Source organism: Sphingobacterium sp. BIGb0165 (assembly GCF_024810095.1).
GTDB lineage: Bacteria > Bacteroidota > Bacteroidia > Sphingobacteriales > Sphingobacteriaceae > Sphingobacterium > Sphingobacterium detergens.
In genome coordinates this window covers 114,939-135,317 of sequence record NZ_JANUEB010000002.1, presented here as the reverse complement: position 1 = coordinate 135,317, position 20,379 = coordinate 114,939, and the positions used below count along the sequence as shown (strand labels likewise).

19 protein-coding genes and 1 tRNA gene are annotated in these 20,379 nt (G+C 39.8%); 7 read left to right on the top strand and 13 right to left on the bottom strand.

Going from position 1 to position 20,379, the window contains the following annotated elements; translation table 11 throughout:
• Positions 1-70 precede the first annotated feature (70 nt).
• Positions 71-1,777: a protein-disulfide reductase DsbD gene (locus M2408_RS04370; RefSeq protein WP_259179606.1), complete on the top strand. Its 1,707-nt coding sequence runs from the start codon at positions 71-73 to the stop codon at positions 1,775-1,777.
• A gap of 196 nt (positions 1,778-1,973) precedes the next feature.
• Positions 1,974-2,948 (top strand): 6-phosphofructokinase, encoded by a 975-nt coding sequence (pfkA, locus tag M2408_RS04365; RefSeq protein WP_120260428.1) that lies wholly within the window; start codon positions 1,974-1,976, stop codon positions 2,946-2,948.
• A gap of 219 nt (positions 2,949-3,167) precedes the next feature.
• Here the strand turns inward: pfkA and M2408_RS04360 are convergent, their stop codons facing one another.
• The 5 genes from M2408_RS04360 to M2408_RS04340 all read right to left on the bottom strand — a co-directional run bounded on the left by M2408_RS04360 (position 3,168) and on the right by M2408_RS04340 (position 7,181).
• A complete protein-coding gene (locus M2408_RS04360; protein WP_259179604.1) occupies positions 3,168-3,614 on the bottom strand; it encodes a hypothetical protein in 447 nt (148 codons plus the stop codon).
• A gap of 376 nt (positions 3,615-3,990) precedes the next feature.
• Complete coding sequence (locus tag M2408_RS04355; RefSeq protein WP_259179603.1) at positions 3,991-5,130, bottom strand: TlpA disulfide reductase family protein; 1,140 nt, start codon at positions 5,128-5,130, stop codon at positions 3,991-3,993.
• A gap of 74 nt (positions 5,131-5,204) precedes the next feature.
• On the bottom strand, positions 5,205-5,996 hold the full coding sequence (locus M2408_RS04350; protein ID WP_409049481.1) for a TPM domain-containing protein: 792 nt from the start codon (positions 5,994-5,996) through the stop codon (positions 5,205-5,207).
• A gap of 19 nt (positions 5,997-6,015) precedes the next feature.
• Positions 6,016-6,444 carry a TPM domain-containing protein gene (locus M2408_RS04345; protein ID WP_310446286.1) on the bottom strand — a complete coding sequence of 143 codons (429 nt, stop codon included), beginning with the start codon at positions 6,442-6,444 and terminating at the stop codon, positions 6,016-6,018.
• Positions 6,445-6,602: 158 nt separating this feature from the next.
• The gene (locus M2408_RS04340) at positions 6,603-7,181 is read right to left on the bottom strand and encodes a LemA family protein (protein ID WP_120260560.1); all 579 of its coding nucleotides are present in this window, start codon (positions 7,179-7,181) and stop codon (positions 6,603-6,605) included.
• A 166-nt stretch (positions 7,182-7,347) separates the two neighbouring features.
• Here M2408_RS04340 and M2408_RS04335 point away from each other — a divergent pair, with 166 nt between their 5' ends.
• Together M2408_RS04335 and M2408_RS04330 are read left to right on the top strand one after the other, a co-directional pair.
• A complete protein-coding gene (locus M2408_RS04335; RefSeq protein ID WP_259179601.1) occupies positions 7,348-8,892 on the top strand; it encodes an NAD(P)/FAD-dependent oxidoreductase in 1,545 nt (514 codons plus the stop codon).
• 59 nt (positions 8,893-8,951) lie between these two features.
• Positions 8,952-9,024: transfer RNA gene (locus tag M2408_RS04330), tRNA-Gly, on the top strand.
• Positions 9,025-9,076: 52 nt separating this feature from the next.
• Here the strand turns inward: M2408_RS04330 and M2408_RS04325 are convergent.
• The 4 genes from M2408_RS04325 to sufB all read right to left on the bottom strand — a co-directional run bounded on the left by M2408_RS04325 (position 9,077) and on the right by sufB (position 14,323).
• Positions 9,077-10,300, bottom strand: a complete 1,224-nt coding sequence (locus M2408_RS04325; RefSeq protein WP_259179600.1) for an MFS transporter — start codon at positions 10,298-10,300, stop codon at positions 9,077-9,079.
• Positions 10,301-10,681: 381 nt separating this feature from the next.
• Positions 10,682-11,989 (bottom strand): Fe-S cluster assembly protein SufD, encoded by a 1,308-nt coding sequence (gene sufD / locus M2408_RS04320; RefSeq protein ID WP_259179599.1) that lies wholly within the window; start codon positions 11,987-11,989, stop codon positions 10,682-10,684.
• Between the two features lie 60 nt (positions 11,990-12,049).
• The gene (gene sufC, locus M2408_RS04315; protein WP_259179596.1) at positions 12,050-12,808 is read right to left on the bottom strand and encodes a Fe-S cluster assembly ATPase SufC; all 759 of its coding nucleotides are present in this window, start codon (positions 12,806-12,808) and stop codon (positions 12,050-12,052) included.
• A gap of 63 nt (positions 12,809-12,871) precedes the next feature.
• Positions 12,872-14,323, bottom strand: a complete 1,452-nt coding sequence (gene sufB / locus M2408_RS04310) for a Fe-S cluster assembly protein SufB (RefSeq protein WP_259179594.1) — start codon at positions 14,321-14,323, stop codon at positions 12,872-12,874.
• Positions 14,324-14,656: 333 nt separating this feature from the next.
• Here sufB and M2408_RS04305 point away from each other — a divergent pair, with 333 nt between their 5' ends.
• Positions 14,657-15,127 (top strand): Lrp/AsnC family transcriptional regulator, encoded by a 471-nt coding sequence (locus M2408_RS04305; RefSeq protein WP_028071042.1) that lies wholly within the window; start codon positions 14,657-14,659, stop codon positions 15,125-15,127.
• Positions 15,128-15,247: 120 nt separating this feature from the next.
• Here the strand turns inward: M2408_RS04305 and ung are convergent, their stop codons facing one another.
• Positions 15,248-15,922, bottom strand: coding sequence for a uracil-DNA glycosylase (ung, locus tag M2408_RS04300; RefSeq protein ID WP_259179584.1), 675 nt, complete (start codon positions 15,920-15,922; stop codon positions 15,248-15,250).
• Between the two features lie 232 nt (positions 15,923-16,154).
• Between ung and M2408_RS04295 the strand changes: the two genes are divergently transcribed.
• Positions 16,155-16,694, top strand: a complete 540-nt coding sequence (locus tag M2408_RS04295; RefSeq protein ID WP_077437270.1) for a lipopolysaccharide assembly protein LapB — start codon at positions 16,155-16,157, stop codon at positions 16,692-16,694.
• Between the two features lie 92 nt (positions 16,695-16,786).
• Here M2408_RS04295 and M2408_RS04290 read toward each other — a convergent pair whose 3' ends face one another.
• Together M2408_RS04290 and M2408_RS04285 are read right to left on the bottom strand one after the other, a co-directional pair.
• Complete coding sequence (locus M2408_RS04290; RefSeq protein ID WP_259179582.1) at positions 16,787-17,254, bottom strand: hypothetical protein; 468 nt, start codon at positions 17,252-17,254, stop codon at positions 16,787-16,789.
• A 66-nt stretch (positions 17,255-17,320) separates the two neighbouring features.
• Positions 17,321-17,803 carry a DUF4293 domain-containing protein gene (locus M2408_RS04285; protein ID WP_120260439.1) on the bottom strand — a complete coding sequence of 161 codons (483 nt, stop codon included), beginning with the start codon at positions 17,801-17,803 and terminating at the stop codon, positions 17,321-17,323.
• 282 nt (positions 17,804-18,085) lie between these two features.
• Between M2408_RS04285 and M2408_RS04280 the strand changes: the two genes are divergently transcribed.
• On the top strand, positions 18,086-18,604 hold the full coding sequence (locus M2408_RS04280; protein ID WP_259179578.1) for a hypothetical protein: 519 nt from the start codon (positions 18,086-18,088) through the stop codon (positions 18,602-18,604).
• A gap of 3 nt (positions 18,605-18,607) precedes the next feature.
• Here M2408_RS04280 and M2408_RS04275 read toward each other — a convergent pair whose 3' ends face one another.
• A complete protein-coding gene (locus tag M2408_RS04275; RefSeq protein WP_120260440.1) occupies positions 18,608-20,371 on the bottom strand; it encodes an ABC transporter ATP-binding protein in 1,764 nt (587 codons plus the stop codon).
• Positions 20,372-20,379: the final 8 nt, after the last annotated feature.

Here is a 20,379-nt window from a genome sequence, read left to right as displayed (position 1 = left end):
CGGATAAAATAATAAGGCGATTCTCATCGCCTTTTTTTATTTTTGAAGCTGACATCAGAAACAGATACTCATGTTAAAAAACACATTTATTCTACTTTTAATTGCTTTTTTCAGCCTCTCTCTTACGACGACGACTTTTGCCTTTGAGCAAGATAGTTTAACGAGTACAGAAGGACTTCAATTTGAATCTTCACCTGACACAACTCCCATTGTGGAGGCTGTGCCGGACGACCTGGCTTTTTCAGACGCTCCGGATACAACCCTGAGTCAAGATAGCAGCAAATTGGATAAGGCAGCAACAAATATTCCCGCTGGTAATTCCGAAACTGGGAAGAAATCCCTTTGGAGTATTTTTATCGCTGGATTAATTGGCGGTTTTGCCGCACTCTTAATGCCATGTATATTCCCGATGTTACCACTTACAGTGAGCTACTTCACCAAACAATCTGGTACGCGCGCGAGCGGCATTAGCAAAGCGCTATTGTATGGCCTTTTTATCATTGTGATCTATGTGGCGCTCGGAATGATTATCACAATTGCTTTTGGTTCGGATGCGCTTAACGCCTTATCGACCAATGGGGTATTCAATTTCCTGTTTTTTTTATTGCTCGTTGTTTTTGCGGCATCATTCTTTGGTGCTTTCGAAATCACATTACCAAGTTCTTTTGTTAATAAAATGGATGCCAAATCAGATAAAGGGGGCCTTATTGGACTTTTCTTTATGGCATTCAGCCTTTCGCTTGTATCCTTTTCCTGTACAGGTCCGATCATCGGTACCTTGCTTGTTGAGGCCGCATCAAAAGGCGAGCGCTTAGGCCCAGCCATTGGTATGTTGGGGTTTTCTATTGCATTAGCGATTCCTTTTGGTCTATTCGCTATGTTTCCTTCGATGTTAAAGTCATTGCCCAAATCGGGAGGATGGCTCAATTCGGTAAAAGTAGTTCTTGGATTTTTAGAGCTTGCCTTGGCCTTAAAGTTTTTGTCCAATGTAGACCTAGCTTATCACTGGAATTGGTTAGATCGTGAGGTATTCCTATCCTTGTGGATTGCTATATTCGGTCTCATGGGCTTATATCTTATTGGAAAGATCAAGTTTTCACATGACAGCGAACTAAAATTCCTTTCTGTACCGAGAACCTTACTGGCAATCATTGTGTTCTCTTTTGTTGTCTATATGGTCCCTGGTCTATGGGGCGCACCATTGAAATCTATCTCCGCTTTCTTACCCCCTTCTGCGACACAGGACTTCGACCTTTCGGCTGGAGTAGCAAGCGCACCTGCTCACAGTGATGGTAAAGTAAAAAAATATGCTGAAATCTTCCATGAGCGTGGTACCCCAAAAGGGTTTGATCCATACTACGATTATGATCAAGCTTTGGAAACTGCAAAAGAGCTGAACAAACCTGTATTAATAGATTTTACAGGATGGAACTGTGTCAATTGCCGAGAGATGGAGGCAAATGTATGGACGGATCCCGGTGTTGCCAAACTATTAAAAGAAGAATTTGTTATGGCCGAACTGTTTGTTGATGATAAAACAGAATTACCGGCAAACGAACAATTTGTTTCCAAATATAGTGGCAAGAAAATTAAAACAATCGGTAATAAAAACAGTGATTTTCAGGCATCGACGTTCAATAGCAATTCACAACCTTTATATGTGATCGTGGATGCCTCAGGTAAAGTATTAGTACCTCAATCTGGTGCAAATAGAAATATTGAACAATACAAGGCTTTTTTACAAAGCGGAATTGACGCTTTTAAAGCTAAAAAATAAGCCTGCTGATATAACAACCGGGAATAGCTCATTTAACATGTAAAAGGCTATTGTAAAGTTTACATGAAGTTTGCTACTCGATTAGATTAATTGCACAGCAGAAGGCAATTATTTAAGCACTTTTAAGCGATTCAGAACTTTTTATAACGGAAATATAATTGTATATAAGCACAAAAATAGCTAAGTTTGAGTACGTATGAGTAACATTAAAAAAATTGCTGTTTTGACATCTGGAGGAGATGCTCCAGGAATGAATGCCGGTATTCGCGCGGTAGTGAGAGCGGGTATCTTTAACAATCTTGAGGTATTTGGTGTACGCAGGGGCTATGATGGTTTGGTAAATGGAGAAATTTTCCCCATGGATGCCAAATCTGTGGCCAATATCATACAACGTGGCGGCACAATCCTAAAAACTGCGCGCAGTGAGGCTTTCAAGACCATAGAAGGCCGTAAACAAGCTTATGATAACTTACGTAGCCATGAAATTGACGCTATGGTCGTCATCGGTGGTGACGGAACATTTACAGGTGCTTCAAAATTCATTGACGAGTTTGACTTTCCAATTATCGGTCTACCAGGTACAATCGACAATGATCTGGCAGGAACTGATTTCACCATTGGCTATGATACAGCAATAAACACTGTTATTCAGGCGGTAGATAAGATCCGTGATACTGCTGAGTCTCATGATCGTGTTTTTATTATTGAGGTTATGGGACGTGACTCTGGCTTGATCGCCATCCGTTCTGGTATAAGTACAGGAGCTGAAGCGGTATTGGTTCCGGAATTTGAAGTGGATTACGATGCAATCATGAAAAGATTGGATAAGAGCCGTAAGAACAAATCTTCGCGTATTATTATCGTTGCTGAAGGGGACAAAGAAGGTGGAATGATCGTATCGGAAAAAATAAAAGAAAATTTCCCGCATTATGATGTAAGGCTTTCTATTTTAGGTCACATCCAACGTGGTGGTAGCCCAACATGTATGGACCGTGTACTTGCAAGCAGACTTGGTGTCGCTGCAGTAGAAGCACTTGTTGCAGGCCGTAGAGGTGAAATGGCTGGACTAATCTGTAGTGAAATTAGATTCACTCCTTTTAAGAGCGCTATTAAACATAACGTCAAACTTAATGAGGATCTACTTCGTATCATTGAGATACTTTCTCTATAAAAAGACAGGTTTCCAAATTGGGATATAAGAAAACGAAGCTGCCCAAAAAGTAGAAGTACTTCTTCTAAAAGTTGAATATCAAAAAACCAACTGTAGGAGATACAAATAAAACTAAAGAAAAAACGGTGTGTCCCACAAGCTTGGATACACCGTTTTTTTATGAGTTCTCAATACTATACCCCTGTCTCAATATCCTTTTTTTATCTTCTTTTGATACGGCTATTTCAGCAAGTTATTTAGATACTCTTCATTGACAACAGGTAATTGAATGGTCTGTCCAACCTTAGCCATTGAATCGGCAAAATGATTGGTATTTAGAATTGCCTGCTCATAGGCTTTGACAACTTGATCGGAAATATGTAAGGACTTTGGATCCTTGATATGAACCTTATACTGGTTGTCCGTTAATGTTACATGATGATAGAAACGATAGGCGGCAGCCTTCAACAAGCCTAGTTCCTGTTGCGATAATTCATCTATCCGTGCATTCGGGGGTAATGTCACATCGATAAACGCTGTTCCTTTAGCCAGTGTGTCGATGGAATGATCCAAAGGAATTGCACTGAGTGCTTCCAGATTAACCACCGGGACGCCATTTTCTTTCTTCGAATTACAGGCAACAGCACATATAGCCAAAGCCATCACCACAATCAGTCTCTTTCTCATTTTATTATTTTCTGAGTGTACTACTACACCCGGTTTGATTACTTATGAAAACCCGAGTAGTTATTCTCGCTGGTCAAGATTATTTCTTGCTCGATTTCATCCCTACAGATCACCCAAATTCGATCGCTTGACGGATATAAATCGACAATCGCGAAAAATTTATCCTTCATGTTTCTTGCTTGATCGGATCCTTCCAAAGCATTCATACGATCCTCAACAGCTTAAAAGGGAAACCCAAGTCAATTTCTTAAGCAAAGGTAAAGAAAAGATACGTAGGACAGCCCCTAACAAAAAGACACTTATTTGAAATCTCTCATATATAAAAGATTTCAAATAAGTGTCTTTGTATAGCGCAGTCTTAGACTGTAAGATCAGACTATTTCAACAATTCTGCTAATTTAGCTTCCAAAGCTTCTCCTCTTAGATTTGAAGCGACAATTTTGCCTGAAGGATCAATTAAGAAGTTTTGCGGAATTCCACGCACCTCATATAATTTAACAGGAGCAGATTTCCAACCTTGTAAATCGGAGACATGCGGCCATTGCTGCAAATTATCATCATGGATCGCTTTCATCCAAGCATCTTTCTTACCTGGATTGTCCAAGGAAACACCAAAAACTGTAAATCCTTTATCTTTAAACTTATTGAATGCCGCAACAACATTCGGGTTTTCATGACGACAAGGACCACACCAGCTTGCCCAGAAATCCAACAAGACATATTTTCCTCTCAACGAAGATAAAGAAACATTGTTACCGGTCGTATCAGGCAATGTAAAATCCGGAGCTACAGAACCTACGGCAACAGCTTTCAATTTTTGAATACGTTCTGCCAGTTCTTTTCCTTTTTCAGAATTTTTTAATTCCGGAGACAGTTTATCAAATGAAGCTACATATTCATTCACATTTTCGCCACTTACATTTTCCGCAAGCAGATCCAATGTATACCAGCTTTTTGGGTTCTTATTGATAAATTCAGCGTCAGCTTTCTCCATCTTTTCAGAAATCTCACCAGCTTGTTTTTGCAATCCCTCAATAAATTTTGGGTCTTGTTTTTGAGCTTCAGATGCTGCAAAATATTGTTGATTTAATGCCTCGTATGCATCTGTATGAGGTTTTACAAAAGTTTTGTATTGGGTAAAATCATCATTGATTGCTGTACCTGTTACCGAAGCATCTTTAAATCCTTTGGATGCATCAACCTTGATCACACCTTTGGATAAATACAATTGTGCTGTTTCAGGTTGCTTTTGAGCACCTCTTAGTTCTCCGAAAGAAAGTCCTTCAGGAGAATAAATCATTACACCTTTAGTTGGTGAAGCTACCTGACCATTGAATTTAAACTCACCTTTAACGACAGCTGCTGAATCCAACTGACGTGTACCATTATTAGGATACTGCAAAAATACTTTGGCTTTGTCAGAAGCTGCATTCACTTTTCCTGTTACCGTATAGCTTTCTTGTGCCATCAATAAGGCTGGTAAAAAGCTTAAACCCATTAATATTCCCTTTTTCATAATTATATACTTCCCATAAATGTAAAACATTTCCTTTGCACTGACATGCTATTTAACATTATTTAGCAAAGTTGTTACCAACGTCCCGAAGCACCACCGCCACCGAAATCGCCGCCGCCAAATCCACCGAATCCACCTCCAGATCCACCACCGAATCCGCCGTCACCGCCTCGACCGCCACCACCAAGACCATTAAGCAATGTCCACCAGAAAATATCGGACGAGCCACGACCATTCATCACACGGCCACCGCCCTTTCCTCCTCCACCTCGGTTTGAAAACATCACAACAAGAAAAATCACTACAATGATGACAAATATAATTGATCCCGATCCACCACCACTAGGCTGTTTAGGATCAGCTTTATATTCTCCTTTTGCATACGAAATCAGGGAATTCGTAGCTTTGTCAACTCCACCATAATAATCACCCTGACGAAATGCCGGCTTGATATCATTCTCAATAATACGATAGGCTATCGCATCAGGAACAGCTCCTTCAATCCCGTAACCAGTTTGAATGGTAACAGCCCGGTCGCCCAATGCCGCCAATAATAAAATACCATTACTGTATTTTTTGTTCCCGACACCCCACTTCTTCGCCAGCCGAACCGCATAATCTGAGATATCATACCCTCCGGTAGAGTTCATCACAACAACGGCAATCTGTGTGGAAGTAGAATCTTCAAATGCCAACAGCTTTTGCTCCAATTGCTGCTTTTGACTGGCTGTCAATGTGTTTGTATAATCAGTGACCAGTTTATTGGGTGTCTCTGGAAAATCCTGCCCTATTGCAGTCATGAAAGTCAGTGCCCACAGCACCATCATCATCACTGGAATCCGAACCCGAGAAAATAATTTCGACATAAGTTTTATTTTTTATTGACTAGCGATCACCGAAAACAATATCATTTGGAAGTTCATTGATATCATCATGTTCCCTAGGAAAGAATTTCGCTAATTGTTTGCCCGCATGTTCAATTCCCTTCACGAGGCCTTCAACAATTTTATCCATACGGAATTCTTCGACCATAAGATCTTTGGTACAATTCCAAAAGTCGCTTTCCACCCGTTGATTGATACCCTTATCACCAATGATAGAAAATTTATGATCCTCCAATGCGATGTAAATAAGCACGCCATTTTTTAGCACGGTTTTATGCATGCCCAATTTGGAAAAATAGTACGTTGCACGATCGTGAACCTCATCGGGACAATGATTTTCTATCACAACACGGATTTCTCCCGATGTCTCGTTTTCAGCCACATTTATGGCATGAACGACTCTTTCTTGTTCCTCAGCATTTAAAGCCATAATATATCTTCATTTATGTTCGCATTGGCGCGTTCGTCTATCTGACTAGGCCTTCTGGCAAACACTTACCTATAAAACATTCTGTATAAAAAATGGATGAAGGGCCCATACGCAAGCCGCATCATCCATTATATCGTGTATTTCTAACAAAGGTATTATTAGAATGATACGGTGGGCGCTTTGTCTGAGCCAGGAGCAGCAGTAAACGTTCCTTTGGCTTTAAATCCAAACATACCAGCCATTAAATTATTTGGGAAGCTACGTACAGTCGTATTAAATTGCTGTACAGCCTCGTTATATGATCTGCGTTCGGTCGAGATACGGTTTTCCGTACCTTCCAATTGAGCCTGTAATTCCAAGAAGTTTTGATTTGCCTTCAAATCTGGGTATGCCTCTACCGAAGCCAATAGGCGGCTCAAAGAACCACTGAATTGATCTTGAACTTTTTGGAACTTCGCAATATTCTCTTCTGTTAAGTCATCTGCATTAATTGTAACAGATGTTGCCTTAGCTCTCGCTTCAACTACTGCCGTCAATGTGCTCTCCTCGTGTTTTGCTGCACCTTTGACAGTATTCACCAAGTTTGGCACCAAATCAGCGCGGCGCTGGTACGCATTTTCAACCTGTGCCCATTTCCCTTTGACGTTCTCATCTTGAGAAACCATCGTATTGTAACCACATGAGTTTAATGACACTAATGCAAATAAACCACATAGGGCTACTAAAAATCTTTTCATTTTCATTGTTCAAAGAATTAAATACTATTCAAATTATACGGTTACACTATCAAAGCATATACCAAGCTCTTACTAAGATAAGAATATTTTTATTTCCAAATCGGCAAACAGCCAATATTCCGTAACTTTGTCGCGGTTTTGGGATAAAAACCCAGCCCTTTATCTTATGCAAAAAGAAATTGAGATTGCTATCCTTCCCGAAAAAATCGAAGATGAGCAATATATTCTACAACAAGGTGTAAAAGCCCTAAGACTGAAACCACAACAGGTCAAAGGTTATAAAATCCGTAAACGTTCTATCGATGCCCGCAGTAAGCAGGTGGTCTATCGGGCAAGGGTCATTTATTATATCGACGAATTCCCGCTACCGGAGATCTATGAAAACCACTTTAAGTCTGTCCAGGATGGCAAACCGGTCATTATCGTTGGTGCTGGCCCTGCTGGCTTATTCGCGGCAATTCGCTGTATTGAACGCGGGCTCAGACCGATTGTCATCGAAAGAGGAAAAAAAGTACAGGACCGAAGACGTGATCTTGCGAAACTGAATCGCGAAGGTGTTGTAAACCCTGAATCCAACTACTGTTTTGGAGAAGGTGGTGCAGGAACTTATTCAGACGGGAAGCTCTATACTCGCTCCAATAAAAGGGGGGATGTAGACAAAGTTCTCAAACTTTTTGTATCTCATGGAGCGACAACAGACATCTTAGTGAATGCTCGCCCCCATATCGGTACAAACAAGCTTCCTCATATTATTGAGGCGATGCGGGAAAGTGTGATCGAATTTGGCGGTGAATTTCTTTTCGACCAACGTGTAGATAATATTTTGGAATCCTTTGGTCAGGTTCGTGGTGTAAAATTAGCCAGTGGGGAGGAAATCAAAGCTGATCATGTTATCGTGGCCACTGGCCACTCCGCAAGGGATATTTTTGAACTGTTTCATCGCAACAACTGGCTGGTCGAAGCAAAAGCCTTTGCTTTAGGCGTCCGCATAGAACACCCACAGGCTATTATCGATCAGGCGCAATACCATTGCCAAGTCAGAAGTGAGCATTTACCTCCAGCCTATTATAGTCTGGTCGAACAGGTTAATGATCGCGGTGTATTCTCATTCTGTATGTGCCCCGGTGGCGTCATCGCTCCCTGTGCAACAGACCATGATGAAATCGTGGTCAACGGATGGTCCCCTTCCAAACGTAATAATCCACATGCCAATTCAGGCACCGTCATCCAGATCAACCTCGAAGATGTACCTAATGCCCTAAATGATCCCTTTGCTTTACTTGATTTTCAGAAGCAAATTGAACGCAAAGCTTTCGAGGTGGGTGGAGGAAGTCTTGTTGCCCCCGCACAACGAATGGTTGACTTCGTTGAGGGACGGGTCTCGATGGACCTACCGGAGAATTCGTACAAACCTGGGACATCTTCGGCAGACTTGAGGGAGGTTTTACCGACTTTTGTGCATGAAGCCCTTCGTGGTGCCTTACCAATATTTGGAAAGAAGATGAAAGGGTATTATACAAATGATGCAATTTTAGTCGGTGTAGAATCGAGGACATCTTCACCCATACGTATACCTCGAAACAAAGAAAACCTGCAACATCCTCAGGTCAAAGGACTTTACCCTTGCGGGGAGGGAGCTGGCTATGCAGGGGGTATTATTTCGGCGGCTATAGATGGAATTAATTGTGTCGATGCAATTGATTTAAGTTAAGATTTTTTACTTTTTCTCTTGCAGAATAAGAAGAAATGCCTTACTTTTGTAGCATCAACGCGAAAGTAGCTCAGTTGGTAGAGCACAACCTTGCCAAGGTTGGGGTCGCGAGTTCGAATCTCGTCTTTCGCTCTAAATAAAAAACGCTTCCAAAATTTGGAAGCGTTTTTTATTTGTGCTCAACTTACTTTTCCGTGTGTCCTAAACTCATAATTGATACATTGAAAAAAGACAGCAGTCCGACCAATACAACAATAAGACCAGCAATAATAAAAGCTGTTGCCACTCCGATTGCGTCTGCGATAAAGCCTGTAAAAAGAAGTCCTATCATACTCGGTAAAATGGCTATGCTAAAATAAAGCGAGAAAACACGCCCCAACATTTCTACTGGAACTTGCTCTTGAATAATTGTCATAAATGATGCCGAGAAGATAGACATTGAGACTCCACCTAAACCTGTCATGATGACAAATGGAATAAACCAGGTCGAGGGAAACCAACCCGATAGCGCAAAGGTTATCCCCAATACAATATGCATGCTGTTCACTAATACTACTTTTGATAGGGATACTTTTGCAAGTCCCAAGAAACTGCCTCCAACAAGCATACCAATCCCCCAAATAATCTCAATAATACTCATCTCCCACTTGCCACCGCTATAATGACCAATTGTCAGCAAGGGAAACATAATGGCAACAGGCATAATACAGAAAGTCGCCACCATGGCATATAGGAACAACATTTTTAGTCCTTTATTATGATAGATAGCACGCATTCCCTGTTTAAGATCATCCAAAACAGCAGCAATAGAAGGTTTCACATCAGAACGGGACAGGTGTGGGATAGTCACAAAAAGTAAAGATGTAATAGCTACTGCGGCACCGATGACATCCAGGTACAAGACACTCGAAATAGGAAAATAGCTAATAGCCAATGTTCCCAATGCAGGACCAGCAATACTACTTACTGACTGTAGCATCTGATTAATACCTGAAACACGTAATAATTTGTCTTCCGGAACGAGAAGTGGCGCAATTGCCTGCATGGCTGGCGAGTGAAATGCTGAACCGATCGAACGACAGGCCATTAACAGATAAATCAGAAACATATTGGTACCATCACTCTTGAGTACAAAGGTCATTCCTAATGTACAGAGTGCGATAAAGCCATCTGCAAAGATCATGACTTTCTTTCTATCCCATCGATCAATATAAACACCAGCAAATGGCCCGATGATCGCTTGCGGTAATAATCCTGCGATAGCAGCAAAAGCCAATATTTCAGCAGACTTATGCGTCAAACTCAACCATATCATGATCGAAAAGTTGACAGCTGAACTAGACAGCAAAGAGATAAATTGCCCAGTCCATATATAACTATAGGTACGAAACCAGTTATTTTTTTCCATAAAATTTTATATAAAATACAACAGGTGTATGATCAAGAATGACCAACACATTAAAATAAAACGTTTATTACGTATGCTAGACCCGCGAAAAAAAATAGAAGGAAGTTCTTTCCTGAATATCAAATCAGTTAAAGATGACTTTTTGATATCTCAGTATGAAACAAACCATTCGTTTCGCGAACGGATGCGTTCTATTAAGATTTTAAAAACGTAAATGAGCTATAAAACCCAAGGTTTATAAGCGTAAGTTGTATATAAAGACATGTACATAGCACTACAAAAGTAAAAGAAAAAGGCCAAAAAAAAGGAATATTTATAAAAAAATAAGGCGTTTACCGAATTAGTAAACGCCTTATCATGTTATAGTTTGTGTGATTTTGTTTAGTTCGTTCTTAAACTTTCTTCCACCAATTCTTCCACATATCTCCGAACAACCTCATTTGAAAAACGAGTTGTTACGTCAAATGCGAATGCATGTACGAGAAGAATACGTGCTGACTCCTCACCAATTCCACGTGCTCTCAAATAAAACAAAGCTTCATTATCAAACTGACCGATCGTACATCCATGTGAACATTTCACATCATCTGCAAAAATCTCCAGTTGGGGCTTTGTATAAACCGCTGAACTATCGGACATCAACATATTATTGTTCTGTTGGAAAGCATTGGTTTTTTGTGCATCCTCTCGAACAAAGATTTTTCCGTTAAAAACAGCTGTAGATTTATCTTGTGTGATATTTTTATACCATTCGTATGATTCACAATGTGGTTTAAGATGATCTACGACAGTGTGATTATCGACCAATTGATCTCCTGCGGTCAGATTAATACCGTACAAATGACTTTCTACATTTTCTGCATCCAGACGCACATTAATATTGTTACGGATAAAAGATGCACCTGGGAAATTACAGTTGTAGTTATTGTAAAGACTGTATTTCTCTTGGTATACTTCCGTATGATTAAAGTAACGGCTTACAGATTGAGCCACTTGAAGATAGTAATGTTGAACTTTAGCATTCTCTTTTACGACAATCTCTGAAACTTTATTATGCACATTGCTTGCGGCACCATCTGCAGTGATAAAGCTTTCGATCAATTCAAGTTCAGCATTAGCTTCAACAACAACCAAATTCCGTGTTTGTGCAAAGAAATCTTCTGTTCCTGTAGCGACGTGAATAATCTGTATAGGCTTATCAAGTACAACACCTTTTTTCAAATGGATGAATACACCATTGGTAAAAGCAGCTGTGTTAAGCGCCACCATGATATTATCAGATTTATCGGCGTACTTCGCAAAATGCGCTTGAAATGCAGGCTCAGCAACAGCGTCATCCATTGGAATAACAACAAGTCCTTTTACCTTTTCCAGATCGCTCACTGCCAATACATACTGGCCATTAACCAGAATAATACGGTACGCATCCAAATTTGGGATCTCTCCCGCACTAAAATCCAAGCCCTCGATATCCACATCTACATCAAGCGCATAGGGCTTATTGATAATACTGTGGATGTTTGTATATTTCCATTCTTCATTCTTAACTGTGGGAAAGCCTGCTGCTTCGAAACGTTCGAATGCTTGTTGACGTGCCTCTGTAAAGAAAGCAGGTTCGTCTGAAACACCTTGCTCTTTAAAAGCTCCCAACACTTGTTGAAGTAATGATTCTGAAACTAATGTACTCATGTTATTTTTTAATCAAATCGCCAAAATTCTCTTCCACTCCTATTTTACCGGTGTAAAAGATTAAGCGTTTTGTGTATCATATTCTTTTAACCAATCGTATCCTTTTTCTTCCAGCTCTAAAGCTAATTCTTTAGGGCCTGATTTCACGATACGACCATTGTATAATACGTGAACAAAATCTGGAATGATATAATCCAATAAACGTTGGTAGTGTGTGATGACAATAAAAGCATTGTCTTTAGAACGCAACTCGTTCACACCATTTGCAACAATGCGAAGTGCATCGATATCCAAGCCTGAATCTGTCTCATCCAAAATTGACAATTTAGGATTCAACATCGCCAATTGAAAAATCTCGTTACGTTTTTTCTCACCACCAGAGAATCCTTCATTCAACGAACGGTTAGCTAAGTTGGCTGAAAATTCAACCAGCTTTTGCTTGTCTTTTACCATTTGTAAGAACTCTTTCGCTTCCATCGGAGGCAAACCTTTATATTCACGGATATCATTCACTGCTGTTTTCAGGAAATTGATATTCGATACACCAGGGATTTCAACAGGGTACTGGAATGCCAGGAACAGACCCTCACGGGCACGGTCTTCTGGAGAAAGATCCAATAGATCCACCCCATCCAATAAAGCAGAACCTTCACTCACTTCGTATGATTCACGTCCAGCCAATACATTACCTAAAGTACTTTTTCCAGCTCCATTAGGTCCCATAATAGCGTGGACTTCCCCTGCTTTAACTTCTAGGTTTAATCCCTTTAATATTTGTTTGTCTTCTACAGACGCATGTAAATTTTTAATGCTTAACATTTTATTCTTATTGAGTATTGAACGATAGGCCAGTATTAGCTAGCTTGTTCAATTATTTTTTATCTATCCTACTGAACCTTCTAAAGAAATCGCCAATAATTTCTGTGCCTCAACAGCAAATTCCATTGGCAGCTGATTTAACACCTCTTTGGCATAACCATTAACAATTAATCCCACCGCTTTTTCAGAGTCTATACCACGTTGGTTCAAATAAAACACTTGATCCTCACCAATTTTTGACGTAGTTGCTTCGTGCTCTAATTTTGCTGTCTTATTCCGGTTTTCGATATATGGGAAAGTATGTGCACCACATCTATCACCGATCAATAAGGAATCACATTGGGTAAAGTTTCGGGAGTTATCTGCATTAGGTCCGATTTTCACCAAACCTCTGTAGCTATTATGGCTTTTTCCAGCAGAAATTCCTTTTGAAACAATTTTAGACTTCGTGTTTTTACCTAAGTGGATCATTTTTGTACCAGTATCAGCAACTTGGTAGTTACGGGTCATCGCAACGGAATAAAATTCACCGATTGAATTATCTCCTTTTAGAATTACCCCCGGATACTTCCAGGTAATTGCAGATCCAGTCTCTACCTGAGTCCACGAAATCTTGCTGTTATCCCCTCTACAAATACCACGTTTCGTCACAAAGTTAAAAATACCACCTTTACCATCTTTGTCACCAGGATACCAGTTCTGCACAGTAGAGTATTTAATCTCCGCGTCACGTTCAGCGATCAATTCCACCACAGCAGCATGCAGTTGATTTTCATCACGCATCGGTGCAGTACAACCTTCCAGATAGGACACATAAGCGCCTTCATCCGCAACGATTAATGTACGTTCGAACTGACCTGTATTTTGCGCATTAATACGGAAGTAAGTTGATAACTCCATTGGACACCGCACTCCTTTTGGAACATAGACAAATGATCCATCTGAAAAAACAGCAGAGTTTAATGCCGCGTAGATATTATCTGTTTGAGGAACTACTGTTCCCAAGTATTTCTTGACGAGATCAGGATGTTCTTGCACAGCCTCACCAAATGAACAGAAGATTACTCCTTGTTCTTTCAGTTTCTCGCGAAAAGTTGTTTTTACCGATACAGAATCAAAAACAGCATCGACAGCAACCACACCTGCCAAAATCTTTTGCTCATCCAAAGGAATACCCAACTTTTCAAAAGTAGCAATCAACTCAGGATCAACTTCATCCATGGAATTTACTTGTGGTTTTGCTTTAGGGGCAGCATAATAAGATAGATCTTGAAAATCAATCTCTGGAGCTCTGAAATTTTGCCAAGTAGGCATCTTTAACGTCAAAAAATGACGAAAAGCTTTCAATCTCCACTCCAATAACCATTCAGGTTCATTCTTTTTTGCCGAAATAAAACGCACCGTATCCTCTGTAAGGCCTTTGGCAGCAATTTCCATTTCGATATCTGTCGTGAACCCGTATTTATATTCTTCGAGCTCCAGCTCTTTTAATAAATCGTCGTCTTTAGTACTCATATTGCGCTCTCACGGTTTAACTAATTCGGGAGGGGTCTAGCCTCCGCAACTATCGAACTGCAAAGTTACAATTTCAAAGCCAATAAAATACATTTTATGTACCCTCAAACAGGTATTTTTAATAAAAAAATGACATTTATCACTCCATTTCATTGAAATGCGCACATTTCAAACGATTATGACAGTCAAATGATTTTAAATCAATTAAACTTATAATATAGACTGAATCATATAGTCAAAATCTATTAATCATCAATAATTTTGTATATTTTTAAATTTCCAAATATAATTTTGTATATTTACAAATACTATTGATTATTAAGACTCTAAGATATGCCGTTTGCACCAGACAAAACAGATTTAAAAATTCTTAAGCTATTACAAGAGAATGGCCGCATTACCAATTTGCAATTAGCATCAAGTATTGGGCTTTCTCCTGCACCAACGTTGGAACGTGTAAGAAAACTTGAAAATTCGGGCTTCATCAAGAGTTATCATGCTTTTGTTGACGAAGAAAAACTAGGACTTGGTATCAAATCCTTTATACAGATCTCATTGGACTTCCATACACACAATGCAATTCCCGAATTTGTTGCTGCCGTAAAAATGATCCCTGAGGTCACCGAATGTCATCACGTCACCGGAAATTGCGACTTTATCCTCAAAGTCTATGTGAAAGATATAAAGGCCTATGAAGGCGTTATCATGGAGAAGATTGCCAAGATTCCATTTGTAAAAACATTCCAGACAATGATGATCATGTCTACCAGTAAAAAGGAACCGATCATTCCATTGGAATACTAAAAAAATATTTATGAAAACATCATCCGGGCACCAAAGGCTCATAGTCTTACTCACTCAAGTTCACGCCACAATACGTATCAACGAAACATGGATGATGTTTTCTAAAAAATAATAACAGCCCTAAGACAAGCGCCAGTCAATCGGAGCCTTACCATGTTCCACCAAATATTTATTTGCCTTTGAAAAGTGTTTGCTCCCAAAAAAACCCCTATACACAGAAAGTGGTGACGGATGCACCGATGTCAAAATAAGATGTCTCCGGGCATCAATTAATACACTCTTCTTCTGCGCATAGCTCCCCCAAAGCAGAAAAACCACATGCTCACACTGTTCCGAAATAGCATGTATGATACTATCAGTAAAAACTTCCCAACCCCTTTTTTGATGTGATCCGGCTAAATGTGCCTGCACAGTCAACGTTGCATTGAGTAATAATACCCCCTGTTTGGCCCAGGACGTCAGATCTCCAGAGCGAGGTTCTACAAATCCTTCAATATCGTCTTGTAATTCCTTAAAAATATTTTTTAGCGAGGGAGGTAAAGCAATCCCTTCTGGCACAGAAAAAGACAAACCATGTGCCTGACCATCGTTATGATACGGATCCTGTCCCAGAATAACGACCTTAACATCTTGGATCGGTGTAAGCTTAAAAGCATTCATCACCAGATCAGCAGGCGGAAACACCTTTGTCCGCTGACGTTCCTCTTGCACAAAGGCAGACAATTGTTTCATATAGGGCTGACTGAACAAAGGTTTCAGCACCGATGCCCAAGAATCATCATATAGCTTTTCCATAAACCAAACTTAGATAAAGTTGTAGGTAATGACAAATTTTTTCACTTGCATCTGTTCACAAAGCATTTATAACGGCAGCATGATCGGCTACCCTAAGGGATCTTTGGTAGTCATCATCTACGTTAAAAACATAATTTTACAAAATAACCACTTGAACGAGTTGCTTAAACGACGAAATTAACGGATATTTGCAGAATTAAATTGAACACAAATATTTTTTAAACAAAGATTTATGTCAAATCTCGTTAGAATCATCATTTGCAGTGCATTGCTGATTGGAACAGTTGCCTTATTTTGGACTGGAAATTGGGGATGGGGAATTCTAGGCATCTTGATCACTATCCTAGGTTTTGTCACTGTATTTTTTCATGAATACATGCTCATCGCGCAATGGTATATGCGCAAACAAGATATGGCTAGCGCCGAAAAATGGTTGAGGAAAATCACGAATTATGAAAAACAATTGATCCCACAACAACACGGTTATTACAATATGTTGATTGGATTGATTGAATCTCAACGTGCTCCGATGCAATCGGAAAAATATTTCAAAAAAGCACTGGCGCTTGGGCTCCACATGGACCACAATATTGCATTGGCAAAATTGAGCTTAGCGGGTGTTGCCATGGCAAAACGCAATAAGCGCGAAGCAGAAAAACTACTTCAAGAAGCAAAAAAAGCAGACAAGAATAAATTGTTGGCTGACCAGATCAAAATGATGAAAGATCAGATGGGCATGCTGGACAAACAACAAATCCGATACAACCGATAGGTTGAGGCAAATTGCTAAAGACTAAAAAAAGCGCTGTGATCTATGAAGATTACAGCGCTTTTTCTATTTTAACCTTTAACCGCTCCGATCAACTATTTATTCAGCAAAATAGGGACATCCAAAAATTTACCTTCCTCCTCACTACTCTCAAAAACAAGCTTAATACTATTGGGTTTATCTGTCTTCTTCCAGTCTTTCACGATTACCTGAATATCTACAGGTTTATCCTCCTCAAGCAAGTAATGCAAATAGTTCTGTTTGTCCTCAAATCTTATCTGGACATTTCCCATCTGAATCGAAGAGAAAAAGTGAGGCTGTTTCTTCTGATCCAAAATCTGTGTGGAGAATGTATTCATTTTAAACTCCCGAGGATCTTTACTATAGGATATTGCGAACAAATTAATAATCAACTCATTTGTAGTCTTATCAACATGATATTCCTTTACATCAAACTGAATATCATCAACCACCAGCAACGAATCTGCCGACTGGGCCTTTATGCTACCGCCTACAAAGCAAAGAAAAAGCAGGGTGGCAGCGCAACGAAAAAATACTTTCATATATTATACTATTTAAAAAGCCACGCTAACCGTGGCTTTCCATATTAAAAATCTATTTAAATAAAATTATGCGCGCAAACGATCAGCTGAGCGAATCAATTTTTCATCCCGTCGCACTCCACCTAATGCTAGTGCACAGAAAATAATTGATATCGGCAATAAAAAGAAACCTACCCCAATATTACCTGCTCCCAAAAATTGATTAACGGTAGTGAGATGTGTACTTGCTGAAGAGTAAAGCCAAATCGCGAAAAAGATAATCGCAACAATCTCCACCCATATCAGCAGAAGCTGTACCTTACGCTGTTTAAATTTGAAGATCGTGAAGATCGGGAGCAATCCCAATAGGGCTGTAACGATGGTTTGTAGGATATAACCAAAACCACCTTCATGCACCGGCTGCCCAGCAGCAACACCATAAACACCCGTCACCTTCACATTCTTTCCCAAACCGACTAAATCACTGTAATTTACATAAGGGAATAAAAACAAGCCGAATATAACTAATCCTGCCACTAATAAATAAACAGTTTGGATACGTTGAATCATATTTTAATTTTTGTATATCAACAAATATAATAAGCTTTCTTTCTATTTAGAAATCAGAACAATCGAAAGGGCTATTTTGTTGCAACTTTTGGTAGATAAAACATGTCCTATGATCTTTATGTCACTTGTATTTACTCCAGACTCATTCCTTACGACAGCAGAAACTCCACTATACTGTGTGCTAATCCAATACCTGTCCCGATTCACTATTCCACTATTGATCCGAGCTACCTCATGGAGTTCTTTTCAGAAAGCACTATCTTTGCACAAATTTAAAAGATCATGCTATACATATATGGAGCAACAGCACATGCAAAAACTGCGGTAGATGTTGCAGAGGATTTAGATATCGAAATCGGTGGCCTTATTGACAAATCTTTGTTGATAGAGGATGTATTTGACTATGAGGTCCAACTCCATCATCAGGTTAAAGATGCTGCAGAAAATTTCTTTGTTGCCGTTAAAAACCCTGGGCTCCGCGAAAGAATTGTCTCTGAAAATCCAGAATGGAATTTTCAATCCTTAATCCACCCTAACGCCTATGTTTCAAAAAGAGCTGAAATCGGCGAAGGTTGTATCATTCTTCCCGGAGCAACGATAGCCCCAGATGTACAGATTGGCAATCATTGTATCATTTCGGGTTCGGCGGTCATTGAAAGCAACACCATCATTGAGGACTTTGTGAACGTTGGACCAAATGTCTCCATTGGAGCCAATGTACTCGTAGGTCGAGGATCAGAAATCAAAGCGAATACACATATTGAAGACGAAGAAACCATCCCCAAAGAGAGTGTCGTTTAACGACTAAATTCCTGCGGAATGGAACTGTAGATCGTATAGCTTTTTATAATAACCATCAAAAGACAAAAGCTCTTGATGTGTTCCGATTTCCTTAATTTCACCTTTATCCAATACGATGATCTTGTCTGCCTTTTGAATGGTGGACAAGCGGTGGGCAATGACAATGGATGTCCGTCCCCGCATTAAATTGTCAATTGCGCTCTGGATCATTTCCTCTGTTTCAGTATCAACGGAAGAAGTCGCTTCATCCAAGACCAGAATTCTCGGATCATGTACCAATGCCCGAATAAAGGAAATTAATTGCGCCTGCCCTGCTGACAGTGTAGCTCCCCTTTCCCTGACATCATAATCGTATCCACCCGGAAGTCGCATAATAAAATCATGTGCTCCTACTTCTTTCGCTGCCTCGATGACCTGTTCCCTCGAAATTGAAGGATCTCCTAATGTAATATTATTGATGACAGTATCTGAGAACAGAAACACATCTTGTAATACCGTTGCAATGGTATTTCTTAAATAATCAAGATCATAATCGCGAATATTTACACCATCTAGTAAGATCTCACCCTTATTTACTTCGTAAAATCGGCTTAGGATGTTAATAGTCGATGATTTTCCGGCTCCAGTAGCTCCAACTAAAGCCAATGTTTCACCAGGTTGTACGCTAAAATTCACATCTCTTAACACCCAATTCTCATCGTTGTAGGCAAACCAAACATGCTTAAAAGCAATTTCTCCTTTGATATGATCAGGTTTCAAAGTACCCAAATTAGGCGTCATCTCGTCTGTATCCAGAACCTCAAAAATACGTTCAGCACTAACCATACCCATTTGAAGTGTATTGAATTTATCGATAAGCTCACGAATAGGCCGAAAAATCATGTTGATATACATGATAAAGGCAACGACCACACCCGGTGAAATCACGTCACCCATAATCTGTTTTGCTCCAAACCAGACCAACAGACCAAGTGAAATAGCCATGATGATTTCCAGAACAGGGAAAAAGATAGAGAAGTACCAGTTCGTACGGATATGAGCATTCCTATGCTGTGCATTGATCTCCTTAAATTTATCCATCTCCTGCTTTTCGCGTGCAAAATATTGGATAATCCCAACTCCTGTGATATGTTCCTGCAAAAACGTATTTAAATTAGACACCCATTTCCTGACATCTATAAAGGCGGCTTTCATCGCTTCTTTAAATACATAGGTTGCGGCGACCATCAAAGGCATAGGAATAAGCACGATCAGTGTCAATTTCCAATCCGAATAGAACATGACCCCCAATATCACGGCCAATTGCAATAGATCACCAATAATTTGAATCAATCCCTCAGAGAAGATATTGGAAAGTGTTTCCAGATCAGATATCGTCCGTGTAATTAGCTTTCCTAAGGCTGTCCGATCAAAATACTTAAGACGTAACTGCACAATATGATTAAAGACCTGGATGCGAATATCCTTGATAACAGACTGCCCCAGGGTATTTGTCATCAGGGTATGATAATAACGGATTAAGGTCTGCACGATGACCAATGCCAGCATCGCAATCAGCATATAAGACAATCCGCCAGTGTCAAAATTCAAGATATAATTGTCCAAAGTATGCTGGATGAGCATAGGTAGGGCAGGAGCTACAGCCGCCAATAGTATGGTTAAAACGACCGATATCCAAAATGCAACATGATAGGGTCGCATATAGCGACTCATGCGCCGCAACAAATTGACATCGTATGTTTTACCTGTTATTTTATCTTGACTCACGTTAATAT